The 12049-nt window shown below is 71.5% G+C and carries 16 protein-coding genes; 5 read left to right on the top strand and 11 right to left on the bottom strand.

Translation table 11 applies throughout. From position 1 onward, the window contains the following. Positions 1 to 22 precede the first annotated feature (22 nt). The 3 genes from ACZ4SF_RS12910 to ACZ4SF_RS12900 form a co-directional block, all read right to left on the bottom strand. Positions 23 to 1132, bottom strand: a complete 1110-nt coding sequence (locus ACZ4SF_RS12910; RefSeq protein WP_468382245.1) for a sensor histidine kinase — start codon at positions 1130 to 1132, stop codon at positions 23 to 25. Further along, entirely contained in the window at positions 1129 to 1794 is a 666-nt protein-coding gene (locus tag ACZ4SF_RS12905; RefSeq protein WP_468382243.1) for a response regulator, read from the bottom strand. Before ACZ4SF_RS12905 ends, ACZ4SF_RS12910 begins: the two co-directional genes overlap by 4 nt. A gap of 125 nt (positions 1795 to 1919) precedes the next feature. Continuing rightward, complete coding sequence (locus ACZ4SF_RS12900) at positions 1920 to 2573, bottom strand: histidine phosphatase family protein (protein WP_468382240.1); 654 nt, start codon at positions 2571 to 2573, stop codon at positions 1920 to 1922. 630 nt (positions 2574 to 3203) lie between these two features. On the opposite strand from ACZ4SF_RS12900, the gene ACZ4SF_RS12895 reads away from it, so the two are divergent. From ACZ4SF_RS12895 to ACZ4SF_RS12885, 3 genes are all read left to right on the top strand, one after another. Continuing rightward, positions 3204 to 3740: a DUF5994 family protein gene (locus tag ACZ4SF_RS12895; RefSeq protein WP_468382238.1), complete on the top strand. Its 537-nt coding sequence runs from the start codon at positions 3204 to 3206 to the stop codon at positions 3738 to 3740. Positions 3741 to 4002: 262 nt separating this feature from the next. Further along, positions 4003 to 4275, top strand: a complete 273-nt coding sequence (locus ACZ4SF_RS12890; RefSeq protein WP_031029805.1) for a hypothetical protein — start codon at positions 4003 to 4005, stop codon at positions 4273 to 4275. 283 nt (positions 4276 to 4558) lie between these two features. Next, on the top strand, positions 4559 to 5044 hold the full coding sequence (locus ACZ4SF_RS12885; RefSeq protein WP_468382236.1) for a DUF5994 family protein: 486 nt from the start codon (positions 4559 to 4561) through the stop codon (positions 5042 to 5044). Positions 5045 to 5081: 37 nt separating this feature from the next. On the opposite strand, the gene ACZ4SF_RS12880 is transcribed toward ACZ4SF_RS12885, so the two are convergent. Then, entirely contained in the window at positions 5082 to 6350 is a 1269-nt protein-coding gene (locus tag ACZ4SF_RS12880; RefSeq protein ID WP_468382233.1) for an ATP-binding protein, read from the bottom strand. Between the two features lie 292 nt (positions 6351 to 6642). Between ACZ4SF_RS12880 and ACZ4SF_RS12875 the strand changes: the two genes are divergently transcribed. After that, positions 6643 to 7248: a DUF5994 family protein gene (locus ACZ4SF_RS12875; protein WP_468382231.1), complete on the top strand. Its 606-nt coding sequence runs from the start codon at positions 6643 to 6645 to the stop codon at positions 7246 to 7248. Between the two features lie 5 nt (positions 7249 to 7253). Continuing rightward, the gene (locus ACZ4SF_RS12870; RefSeq protein WP_468382228.1) at positions 7254 to 7415 is read left to right on the top strand and encodes a hypothetical protein; all 162 of its coding nucleotides are present in this window, start codon (positions 7254 to 7256) and stop codon (positions 7413 to 7415) included. A 135-nt stretch (positions 7416 to 7550) separates the two neighbouring features. On the opposite strand, the gene ACZ4SF_RS12865 is transcribed toward ACZ4SF_RS12870, so the two are convergent. The 7 genes from ACZ4SF_RS12865 to ACZ4SF_RS12835 form a co-directional block, all read right to left on the bottom strand. Continuing rightward, on the bottom strand, positions 7551 to 8792 hold the full coding sequence (locus tag ACZ4SF_RS12865; protein ID WP_468382226.1) for a PP2C family protein-serine/threonine phosphatase: 1242 nt from the start codon (positions 8790 to 8792) through the stop codon (positions 7551 to 7553). A 375-nt stretch (positions 8793 to 9167) separates the two neighbouring features. Next, positions 9168 to 9323, bottom strand: a complete 156-nt coding sequence (locus ACZ4SF_RS12860; RefSeq protein WP_468382223.1) for a DUF6131 family protein — start codon at positions 9321 to 9323, stop codon at positions 9168 to 9170. 85 nt (positions 9324 to 9408) lie between these two features. Further along, complete coding sequence (locus ACZ4SF_RS12855) at positions 9409 to 10017, bottom strand: alkaline shock response membrane anchor protein AmaP (protein WP_468382220.1); 609 nt, start codon at positions 10015 to 10017, stop codon at positions 9409 to 9411. A 28-nt stretch (positions 10018 to 10045) separates the two neighbouring features. Then, positions 10046 to 10732: a DUF6286 domain-containing protein gene (locus ACZ4SF_RS12850; RefSeq protein WP_468382217.1), complete on the bottom strand. Its 687-nt coding sequence runs from the start codon at positions 10730 to 10732 to the stop codon at positions 10046 to 10048. A 52-nt stretch (positions 10733 to 10784) separates the two neighbouring features. Continuing rightward, positions 10785 to 11192: an Asp23/Gls24 family envelope stress response protein gene (locus tag ACZ4SF_RS12845; RefSeq protein ID WP_468382214.1), complete on the bottom strand. Its 408-nt coding sequence runs from the start codon at positions 11190 to 11192 to the stop codon at positions 10785 to 10787. Continuing rightward, entirely contained in the window at positions 11189 to 11356 is a 168-nt protein-coding gene (locus tag ACZ4SF_RS12840; protein ID WP_468382212.1) for a hypothetical protein, read from the bottom strand. The genes ACZ4SF_RS12845 and ACZ4SF_RS12840 overlap by 4 nt, the downstream gene beginning before the upstream one ends. An 85-nt stretch (positions 11357 to 11441) precedes the next feature. Beyond that, the gene (locus ACZ4SF_RS12835; RefSeq protein ID WP_468382526.1) at positions 11442 to 11933 is read right to left on the bottom strand and encodes an Asp23/Gls24 family envelope stress response protein; all 492 of its coding nucleotides are present in this window, start codon (positions 11931 to 11933) and stop codon (positions 11442 to 11444) included. Positions 11934 to 12049 lie beyond the last annotated feature (116 nt).

Raw genomic sequence — 12049 nt, 5'->3', positions numbered from 1 at the left:
AGCCGGTGGCCGGTCCCCGGGGTCACGGCGAGCCGGTGGCCGGCAGTTCCAGCTGGAGTTCGTAGCCGCCGTCGGAGGTGGGGCCCGAGCTGATGGTGCCGCCGAGGAGTTCGGCGCGTTGGCGCAGGCCGATGAGGCCGTGGTGGGCGCCCGGCAGCGGCAGGGCGGGGCGGGTGGGGGCTGTGTTGGTGACGGTGGTCCGGATGGTGCCGCCCGCGCGGCGGACGTGGATGGTGGCCTTGGCGCCCGGGGCGTGTTTGCGGACGTTGGTCAGGGCTTCCTGGACGGTGCGGTAGACGGCGCGCTGGACGGTTGCGGGGACGTCTTCGGGCAGCTCTGTCTTCAGGTCTGCGTCGATGCCGCTGCTCTCGACCAGTCTCCGCAGGTCGGCGAGGGACGGCTGGGGGGTGAGTTCCGTGGGCCGGCTACCGGAGGCACGGAGCACGCTGACCATGTGCCGCAGTTCGTCGAGGGTCTGCACGCTGAGGCGCCGGATGGTGGCCGCAGCCTCTCTGGTCTCGGCGTCCCCGCCGGCCACCTGGAGCGCTCCGGCCTGGACGGCGATGAGGCTGACCTGGTGGGAGACCACATCGTGCATCTCCCGGGCGAGCTGTGCGCGCTCCTTGGCCAGAACGCTCTGCGCGGTCAGCAGGCGTTCATGCTCGCGGGCCTTGGTGATCTCGGCGAGCCGGAGCGACAGTTCGCGGTGTGCCTGGACAAGTTGGCCCAGGAAGACGGGGGCGGCCGCCGTACCCAGGGTGTAGATGAGGTGGACCAGGTTGGGGCCGGCGAGTTCGCCGACCCTCAGGGTCGACCACGGCCATGGCAGGAAGTCGATGACCGTGTAGGTCAGGGCGCACACCGCCAGCAGGACACGGTGGCGGCTGAGTGAGGAGAGCGTGTACAGCGCGGCCAGGGTGGCGAACACCGCATCGGTGATCAGAGCGGTGGGGAGCGTGAGCACGAAGGTCGTCAGCGGCAGGCGGCGGCGCAGCACGAGGGCGAAGGCGGCGAGCAGTGCGCACGCGACGGCCTGCCGCTGTCCGAGGTCGACGTTGCCCCATGTGTCGAACAGCGCGAGCAGCACAAGGAGCGCGTCGACCAGGGGAGGCGGCACCCTTCGGCGCTTCACTCTGCGTCCTCGTCCCGCGACGGGCTCAGCAGGCCCGCACGCTCGGCGATCAGCGCGGCCTGGACGCGGCTGCCGACCTCCAGCTTGCTGAACACCGCGCTGACATGTCCTTTGACCGTGCCGGTGCTCAGATGCAGCCGCTCGCCGATGTCGGCGTTGCCGAGTCCTTCCGCCATCAGGACGAGGACGGCACGCTCGCGCTCGGTCAGCCGGGCGGCGAGGCGTACGGCGGACTCGCGATCGCCCTGGTCGAGATAGCCGTCCACCACCGTGCGGGTGATCTGGGACGACAGCACCCACCCGCCCTCAGCCAGGGCGCGCACCAGATACGGCAGCTGCTCGGGGTCGGTGTCCTTGAGCAGGAAGCCCGCGGCACCCGAGCGCAGGGCGGTCGTCACGTATTCGTCGGCGTCGAACGTGGTGAGCATGGCCACCACCGGAGGGTCCGGCATGCGGCGGACGTCGGCCAGGACGCTGAGCCCGTCCACGTCCGGCATCCGGATGTCCAGAAGAACGACGTCCGGGTGTCTCTCCCGCACCATGCCGACAGCCTGACCGCCGGGGACCGCCGCCACCACCTCGATGTCGTCCGCAGTATTCAGGATGTGGGTGAAGCCCGTGCGGACCAGGGCCTCGTCGTCGACCACCAGTACCCGGATCACCTGCGCTCAGCTCCTCACCTGCCCGCAGTTCGATGCGTACCACCGAGGGTGCGCCACACGGCGGGCAACGGCCATTCGCGGCCGTCAGGGAGGGCGGCGGGCCGGCTCGCGGGCCCGGGCCGGGGTCAGGCGGCTCGTTCCGCGTAGAGGGCGGTGCGGTCGCCGGCCGTGCGCCAGGAGGGGGACAGCGCGGTGAGGGGCAGCGACAGATGCCGGCCGAGGCCGCGGTCGGCGGACGCGCCGGCCGGCTGTACCGTCCAGACGCCGTCGCCCCCCGTGAGGCAGACGGTGAACAGGGGCGGTACCTGCAGTCTCCAGAAGATCCGGGCCGGCGCGGACAGGGAATGGACGAGCAAAGCCCGCACCACGGCCGCGTCGGCGACGGCCAGGAGGCGGTCCGTGTCCGGGGGCAGGCCGCCCAGCCAGCGCGCGGTCCGGCGGCACAGCTGGTGCACTGTTTCGCCACCGTGCGGTGCGGCGTCCGGGTCGGTGAGCCAGACGCTGTATCCGTGCGGGTCCGCGGCGGCGATGCCGGCCACCGTGCGGCCGCGCCAGGCGCCGTAGTCGATGTCGCGCAGCGCCGGCTCCACGGTGGCCTTCAGCCCGAGTGCCGCGGCGGTCCGCGCCGAGCCGGCCGAAGGGGACCGCACGACCGACGCGTGCGGAGGAAGCGAAGCCAGGGCGGCGACCGCGCCGCAGAGCTCGCGCTCACTGAGCGGGGCGTGAGGGGAGGCGGCGTCCACTGGGCTCGCGCACAGAAGTGTCAGGCGGATCGGCATGCGGCTGCCCTCCTCGTCGGCGCGGAATCGTCGTGGCGACGTCCCTCCGGTGGCGGCCGCCGGAATGACGTCACCGCCGCCGGCTCCGGGGCGCGGAGCCGGCGGCCGACACACAGCGCTTCACTTTCTTCCAGGGTCCACGCACACCGCTGCCGCCGGTACCCGCCAGTAGGCCGGACCGTCCCCGCCAACCGGCCGGTGCGGCCCCGGCCACCTGGCCGGACGACCGGTCCGGACCGTCGCCGCACTGCGGAGCACGCCGCCTCCCGCCGCAGGTCCGGGCGCGGAACGTAAGAGCGTGCAGGGCGTGAGTGAGACACCGACGAACACCTTGCAATACCGCTTTGACGGGCGGCCGACGCACCGGTCCTGATCTTGGGTCCCTCACCGGGTACGACCTGGCACAGGGTGTAACGGCTACGGCCAGAACCTCTGACCGTGCCGGTGCCGGGCACCGGCGCCCAGCCTCCGGAGGCGGGAAATACCTGGTCACCCCCAGCTTTTCCGGCCGGTGAGCGGAGTAGTGTGAAGACACCGGGAGTTCTTCGCGTACCGGCTCCGCTGCGGGTGCCGTTTCCGGTGATCGACAATGCCGGGCCCCACCCACGAGCCCGGGGACAGGTCCGCGCCATGCCCGTGACCATTGACCGTACGACATCGAGCAGGCGCGCGCCCCCGCAGTCGGCCCGGCTGTCCCTGACGCCCGCGCCGGGCGGGCTGGACGGCATGTGGTGGCCTCGCTCCCGTGCCCTCACCCGTGAGCTGCCCACCCTGACGGCCGCACTGGTCGAACATTGGGGCCGCATCACGGGTGTCACCGTGCACCCGGCCTACTGGCCCGTCATCCCGCACTGGGTGTCCGTCGCCGGACGCACCGTGCACGTGGGCTGGTCCACCGAGGCCCAGGATCCGCACAGACTGACTCTCGCCCTGCCCGATGGTCGCCGGGACGTGCTGGTGATTCCGCCGGAAACCGGTGCGGAGGCAGCCGCGCAGCTGATGGCGGGCGACGGCATCGATGCCCCGGCCCGGGCGGAAGCAGCAGACAGGTTCGACGCCCGGATCAGGGAAGAAGCGTGGGAGAGCGACGGCGGAGCAGGCCGGCCGTCGTTCCTGCCCCGCCCCATCGGTTCGGCAGGGCCTTCGCCCGCCGGTCGGCGGAGGTGAGGGAGCCATGACTGTCATCGCCGTGGCCGTGCTGCTCCTTCTGATCGCCGTCGGAGCCGTTCTGATCCACCGGCTCAACGGTCAGCACGACGCACGGATCGCTGCCTTCCACTACAGCGATGTTCTGCCGGGGATCGGGCGTCGCCCCTGGAGGCACGGTCGGCCGGCGGTGGATGCGACCGTTCCGACGCGCCCCACCGCGACGGCGACCGCGGATGACATCGACTTCGGCCCGGACGTGGGCAGTAGAGGAAGGCGCGTCATGGCGATATTGCGAGACCGGAAGACGTACCGCGAGAGGATCATGCAGGCTCTGTACCAAGCCGCCGAAGGCAATCGCCTCCTGGGCGTCGACGGGGCGAAGCTCCGCACCGACCTCGGCATACCTGAGCAGGACATGGCCGCTGCCTGTATGTATCTGGCGGGCGAAGGCTGGGTCGTCGTGGACTGGGGGAGGGGCAACACACCCGCGATGATCACGCTGACGCACCAGGGGATCCGGCAGATGGAGACAGAAGAGGAAGGGCGTGGCTGAGCCGCCGCGTCGGCTTCTCGGACCGAAGTGAACCTTCGCAAGGATTGCTTATGCCGGATCAACCCCTTTGGCGTAACGTGGAAAGCGGGTCGGCGCACTCTCACGTGCAATGACCTGGAAGGGCGGCTCCGGCGGGTATACGCCGGAGCCGTTGTCTGTTTCCGTGACCGCGCCCTGCGGCGAAGCGCTCGCGCGAGCGTCGTGCGGAGTACCGTGAGGTAGCAGGTCGTATCGCGGTCGTACACTCTGCGGTCGCACTGTTCTCTGTGGACGGGCGGACACCATGGCCGACTCAGACACCCCCGACCTCCCCGGGCTCCTGCCGGACGCCGTCCACCGCTCGGTGAAACCCGGAACGGCCCTGCTGCGGCTGGAGACGACACATGCACGCGAGGGAATCCTGGACGGCGCATGGTGGCCGCGGTCCCGGGACATCGGTGCCGAACTCCCCTCGCTGATCACCGCGCTGACCGAACACCTCGGGCCGGTCACCCGGATCGGTCTGGACGGCAGCGCCTGGGACGAACTGCCGACCCGGGTGATGGTCGAGGGCCGAGTCGTCCACATCGACTCCTTCCCCGTCGGTGACGACACCGTCCTCATCACCCGGGGCGACCGGGATCATTTCTCCCTGATGCTGGTCCCTCCGGACACGTCGCCCGACGCGGCACGCGCCGCGATGGCCAGGGCCGTTCGGGCCGACAACGTCACCGAGGCCAAACAGATCCTCATCGATACGGGCGGCGACACACCACCTACGCCGGCCTGAAGCCTCCGTCGCGGATCGGCCCCCGTCGGCCCGGACGCTAGATGCGGGCGAACTTCTCCGTCTGCTGGGCGAATTCCTGGGCCATGGCGGCGCTGACCGTGGGCTTGGTGCCGCGGATCGTGTCCAGGTAGTCGTCGGTGGTGGGGGTGGTCCGGGTTCCGGTGTCGAAGGTGCGCTCGAACTGGGCCTGGGAGACGGTTCGCGCCGCGTGGGCGATGTCGGCGGGGGTGAACCCCTCGCTGGCGGACGCGAGAACCGTGCTGTCGGCCCGCCCGCCCGCTCGGGCCAGGTAGCTCTCCCACAGCGCGGTCCTGGCGGTGTGGTCGGGAGGGCCGATCGGCAGGACGTAGTCGAAGCGGCCGTGCCGCAGGAACGCGGAGTCGAGCGTGGTCACGTTGTTCGTGGCACAGACGAGCAGCCGTCCGTCCTGTCGCCGGAACCGGACGATCGCCTTGAGCAGTTCGTTGACGACGCCGACAGCGGTCGCGTCCGCGCCGCCGCGTTCGCCGGCGACCTCCTCGACCTCGTCGATGAAGACGAGGACGTGGTCGAGCCCGGCGATCTCGTCGAAGCGCCGGTTCAGCCCGGTCGCCAGGCCGTACTCGGCGGCCAGACGGGCGGGGAACAGTTCGAGGAAGGGCCATCCCAGGCGGCTGGCGATCGCGTGCGCGAACGTGCTCTTGCCGGTCCCGGGCGGGCCGAACAGCATCACCGCCCGTGGCAGTTCCACCCCGTGCTGGGCGGCCAGTTCGGGATGGGCCAGCGGCAGCACCAGGCGCCGCTCGATGAGCTGCTTCTCCCGTTGCATGCCCGCGACCTTCTGCCACAGTCCCCCTGGCGGCAGCTCCGCTCCGAGCGAGGACAGCGTGCCGGCCGACTGCGGGGTCACCGGCCCGCGCTTTTCGAAGAGGACCAGCCCGGGGCGAGCACCGAAGTCGCAGTTGCGCAGGGCGGTGGCACCGGTCTCGCCCTCGGGCAGGGCGGCGTGCACCGCTCGGACGCCGGCGGTGAAGAGCCGTTGCTCGAGGGCGGTGATCAGGGCACTGCCCAGCCCGCGCTGCCGCCAGCCGGGTGCCATGCAGATGCGCAGGATCCATGCCCGTTCGCCCTCCACCCTGCTCACCGCGGCGCCGATGAGCACGTCGTCGGCTGTGGCCACCACAGCCGGGTGGCGGGCCTGGAGGGCAGTCACGGCGTCCGAGAGCGGGAAGAGCGGCGGCTCCTCGGTCGTGCTGCTCTCCATGTCGACTCGGATCAGCGCTTCGAGATCGTCCTGGGTGTAGTCCCTGACCCGCCAGCCCGTCATGATCAGCTCCGCGTGTTCGGCCGTACTCCCATCATCAGCCGATGCCCGCAGGACGCGCGCGACAGGCGACGGTCACGAGTCCTCCCTGGTGGAACGGATCGCTCGGGCCCTTGGCCGGGTGACGCCTCGTGTTCCGTTCAGCCCGTCGCTCCCCATCGGTCCGCCGGTTCTCGGCGAGGAGTATCCTGGTGATTACCGAGAGCATCTCGTACACCGGCTTCCACGCCGGGTCGTTCTCGGCGATTCATGACAACCGGGCCGGCCGTGACCGGCCCGGGGTTGGGTCCGCGCCATGACCGCGACCATTCCGTTCACACCCGCGGTCGGAGGCCGGGCCCCTTCTTCGTCACCGCTCCGACTCACGCTGGCGCCGGCCGGCGCCCCTCCGGCCCTGCTCGACGGTGCCTGGTGGCCCCGTTCGCGGGACCTGACGGAGCAGCTCCCGGCGCTCGTCGAATGTCTCGACCCGCTGTGGGGACGGATCACCCGGGTAGCGGTGAGCCGCACGTTCTGGCCGGTCATTCCGGGAGAGGTACCCGCGCACGGCCACATGGTGCGCGTCGGCTGGTCCCACGCCGGGCAAGACTCGTACAAGCTGTTGCTGCTTTCCTACACCTTCGGCCGCTGGGACCTGCTGGTGATCCCACCGGAGACAGACCCGGCCACCGCGGCCCGGCTCATGTCCACGGCCACCGACCCGTCGCTGAGCCTCACGGCGACCGGCCTGATCCATGAGGCCGATCGTTTCCGGGCCGCGGCAGAGGCATCGGCCGACTCGGATGCGTTCCGGGAGGCGGTCTGGGACTCCGAAGGCGGACACGACGCCCGCCACCCCGCCTCACGCACTCCTGACGGACCGGTCACCGGTCACATGCCCACCCTGGCAGTAGGAGTGTGAGATACATGGGCACCCTGGTGACGGTGAGTGTGCTCCTCGCGATGATCGTCTTCGGTGTGATCGTGATTCAGCTGTTCACCGCGAGCCACGATGACCGCATGGAGACCCTGGCCTCCGGTCGTACCCGGCGGTGGCGGTTCTCGCCATGGCACCGCACGCAGAAGTGAACCCGCTCCGAGGGGGATCGCGGAGCCGGCTCCGCCGGTAGGACGTTCGCAGACAGCGGCGGGACGGGGAAGGTTCAGCGTGCCGTCGGCCGTGTCCCTGGTGGTGCGGCTGCCGGCTCACTCGCGGCTGCCGGCTCACTCCAGGAGGGCGAGGTGGTCGGTGGCGCTCCCGCGCCATTCGATCAGCAGGAGCGTAGCGTCGTCCGTCGTGATCCCGCCCCGCGCCCGTTGCAGCGTGTGGGAGAGGGTGCGCGCCACCGTCCGGATGTGATGCGCCGTGGGCTCAAGGCGGTTCACCCAGCCGATGAGCTGTTCCACGCCGAATTCCTCACCGCCGACATCGCGCTCCTCGATCAGTCCGTCGGTGAAGCACATGATCCGGTCGCCGGGCTCGAGGGCCACTTCACTGATGCGGGGCACGTGACCGCCGAAGCCGACGGGCAGCGTCGTCGGGCCCTGCAGCCGCCGTACGACACGGTGTCCGCGGATCAGCAGAGGAGCGGGATGTCCGGCGTTGACCCACTGAAGCCTGCCTGTGGCCGTGTCGAGCCGCATCATCTGAGCGGTCGCGAAGTGGTCGGGGCCGAACTGCACGGCGATGGCCCGGTCCATGAACGCATAGATCTCCGACAGGCCGACGCTGATGCGCCGGGCATGCCGGTAGGCTCCGATGACCACCGTGGCCATCGTGGCGGCATCCAGTCCGTGGCCCATCGCGTCGACCATGGCCACATGCAGGACATCGCCGTTGAGGGCGTAGTCGAAGCTGTCGCCGGCCACGTCGTAGGCGGGTTCCAGCATTCCGGCCAGCTCGACCCGGGGCGTGGACATCGCCAGCGGTGGCAGCAGCGACCACTGGATCTCCGCCGCCACACTCATCGGTTCTCTGCGGCGCAGCCGGAAGAACAGATCGGTGTAACCGTGCTTGGTCACCAGCATGTCGGCCACGAGCGAGGCGAGCCGGCGCAGCAGCCGCCGCTCGTCGTCGTGGATGCGGTCCAGGGTGACGGCCATGACGCCCACCTGGTCGCCACCGTCCAGCAGGGGCAGGTAGACCCGCACACCGCCGGCCTGCGGCACCTCGACGGGACGCGCTTCCCGGAAGGCACGGCCGACGTCGGAGCCGTCGATCGGCTGCGGTTCCCCGGCCGCCAGCCCGTCACCCGGCAGGGGAACCAGCCACACCTGGCCGTAGTCCTGCAGGAAGAGCGAGGTCTCGCGGCCGTCGAGCCTGCCGATCTGCCGTGCCACGAGCGGACCGAGCTGGTGCGCCGGCAACTCGTGCCCCTGGTCCAGCAGGACTCCCAGAAACTCCTCCCCGAAGTGCTCCGACCGGGCGGAGCTTTCCCCGGCTCCTTGCCGCTCACCGCCCGTCATCGCCGTCGCCCCGGGGGACGTTCTGGCGGATCTTCACGAAGGTGCTGTGCATACGGACTCCCGACGGAGACTCACCGGCCGACGCGGCGTGGAACTTCCGCCCGGATCGTGGGCCGGCCCACCGACTCCCCATCGAGTCGGCCGTGCGCTCGCGCGGCGAGGACCGGCACAACGGCCACCGGGCGCGCCGCGTCCGAGCCGCGGCGGCTGGTCGGCATCGGCGGTGACCTCAGCCGGATCGACCTCTCCGCCCCCCCGTCGTCGTCCGCCGCCGCGAACGTCGTGGAGGGGCTCCGCGAACGTCTTGGAGGGGCCGCGCCGTCTGCCGGCCTGCCCGCGGCCCGGATCACTGCCCTGCAGGGCAAGTGATCCCGACTACCAGTAGTGGCGTCGACCGGCGACGGCGTGTCCCATCGCGCCGAGGATCCACAGGATGGCTCCGACGATCAGCACGATGATCCCGATGGTCCACAGGATGGACAGGCCGGTGAGGAATCCGACGACGAGCAGAATGACGCCCAGGATGATCATGATCTCTCCTTCGGGGAGTGGTGCCGGTGCCCCCGCGAACTGCGATGGGCCGCACGGGCGTCGGCGGGAACGCTCGATCTCCTCCTTACTCCACTCGGTGTGGTCCGTGCCGGGTGACCTGTACGCGGACCTCGGTGGGCATGTCAGGGAGGCCGGTGGACCGCCGCGCGGTGCTGAGCGGGCCTTCGCAGAGGGCCCCGAGAGTGGCGCCGGGCGTGCCCTGGGGGGTGAGGGTGAGCTTGATGCGGGTGCGGTGGCGAGCCGGTCGGCCGGTGATGGCCACGGCCGCATGGCCGACTCCTGGCAGGGCACCGGCTTCGTTCGCGATCGCTTCGCTGAGTGCGCGGTCGCGCAGTTCGACGCCCTCCTGCGGAGGTGTGCCGCCGACGGTCAGGGAGCCGGGGCGGTGTCGGCTCAGCTGGGCGAGCAGCCACCACAGGGCGAGCAGGGCGGTGAGGACGAGGGCGGCGATGACCGCGGGCCACCACCACCAGCCCTGGCTGCTCCAGCGGACCCGGTCGGCGGAGCCGAGCAGGACGTCGGCCGGGTGGGTCAGGGGCCAGCCGGCGGGCGGGGCCAGATCGTGCCGCCGGTAGAGGTCGAGTCCGGCGAAGAGGATGAGCAGTCCGCCGCCGAGGAGGACCAGTCCGACGAGGGCCAGCAGAGTGCGGTTGAGTGCGGATCGCGGCGTCATGGCGGGCTCCGGTGCTGCGGGTCTCGGGTCAGTCGGTGCGGCGCCGCACCCGTACGGCGATGCGTGGAGGGCGGGCGAGGGCCAGCCGGTCGCGTTCCTCGTCGAGGACGGCGGTGAGGTCGTCCTTCACCTGCCGGGGGTCGCGGAAGCGGACGTCCGCGCGGGCTTTGATGCGGTGGCGGCGCACCAGGACGTGCGCCGCGCCGACTCCGGGGACCCGCATGGCGGCGTCGCGCAGCAGGACGGCGGCGCCGTCGCGGTCCAGAAAAGCCCGCATTCGCGGGCAGCCGGCGGGTGAGCGCAGGGGCAGCCAGCGGCGCTGACCTGGGGTGAGGGCCAGGACGATCAGCCAGACGCCGACGGCGGCGGCCACGGCGGCTCCCGTCAGCATCCACACGTCGTCCACCGGGCGGGTGGCCAGTTCGTCGGCCAGGTGCCGTCGCCAGGCCGCCGCCGGACGTCCCGCCCGTACGGCGAGGACGTCGACGAGCGTTGCGACCGCGGCCACGAGGATCACCGCGGCGACCGGCGCCGCCGTGATGCGGCGCATGGACCACTTGCGACGGGTCCGGTGCCCTCCGTCGCGCTCACCGGCTGTGACGTCCGAGGCGGACACGTCGCGTTCGGGAGGGTCCGGCTCCTTCGCCAGCGGCACTGCGGCACGGTGCGTGGACGACGCGTGGCCGCCGCCCGGAGGATGTGGATCGGATGTCATCGCGATCGCCTCTCCTCCACGGCGTGCCCGGTGACCCGGGCCGCGTGGCCGCTCACCGGACCCGCCCCCGGCTCGCGTCGGCGGCGGTCACCAGCCGCCGGACCGTCAGGAGGACCTCGCCCACCCGCAGCCCGGTCAGCTGGGCGACCCGTTCGGCGACGTCCTGCTGGATCCGCTCGCAGACACGGGGGATGTCGGTGGGGTAGGGCAGGTCCATGGTCAGATGCAGGCGCACCGATCCGGTACGGACGGCGGCGGAGGCGTGGGGTGCCGCAGGTCCGCCCCGATCGGGCGGTACGGCGGCGCGCCGCGACTGCGCCGCGCGCGCGGCCTGCGCGGCGATACGGGCGACCACCCTGTCCGGGATGACGGTGGCGCCCCGCTCGGCCGGGGGCGGCAGCCCGGCGGCCGGCGCCGGCGGGCCCGACCCCTCGCCGGGGGGACCGGGCCGTGTCTTCACCGCTGCCTCCGTGTCCGGAGATCGAGGTCGCCCTGCACGACGAGGCCGACGATCAGCCCCGCCGCGCCCAGGACCAGCACCAGCAGAAATGCCCAGAAGCCGCCGAAGTAGCCGGCGAAGCCGAGGGCCATACCTGCCGCGAGTCCGGTCGTCGCTGCGTTCATCTTGCACTCACCCGTCTCGCGAGCGTCCCTCTCGCCGTGACCAGCCGCTCATGCCCGAGGACACGGCGGTGGTCCCGGCCAGCGGTCACCTCACGCGCCCCTCGTCCGGTTCGGTCTGCTCCTCATCGTCGTCGGGCAGGTGGACGTCGTCGACGGCGATGTTCACCTCGACGACCTCCAGCCCCGTCATCCGCTCCACGGCGCTGATGACATTGGTGCGCACACCGCCCGCGACGTCGACGATGGAGACGCCGTACTCGACGACGACGTCCAGGTCCACCGCGGCCTGCCGTTCCCCGACCTCGACCTTGACGCCGCGTGTGACCGCTCCGCCCCCGCCTGTGCCGGGGACGCGTTCCCGCATGGCGCCGAAGGCGCGGGCCATCCCCGCGCCCAGGCTGTGGATGCCCGGTATCTCACGGGCGGCCATGCCCGCGATCTTGGCCACCACACTGTCCGCGATGGTGGTCTTCCCCCGTGTCTCGGCCGGAGCCCCCGACCCGGTGCGGCCCGTGAGCGGGCTCACGCCCGTCTCGGACCGGCTGCCCCCGCCGACGCTGGTGATGTTGTCCGTCATGGCGGTCGCCTCGATCGGTCGCTCGGACACCGGTGCGGCGCCCTTCGAAGCGTTGGACATGACGGACGCCGCATTCCTCACATCCAGGTGATGTGACGTGCATCACATGGCGCCCT

Source organism: Streptomyces sp. NPDC027663, assembly GCF_055566415.1.
This window is presented reverse-complemented; position numbering and strand designations above follow the sequence as displayed.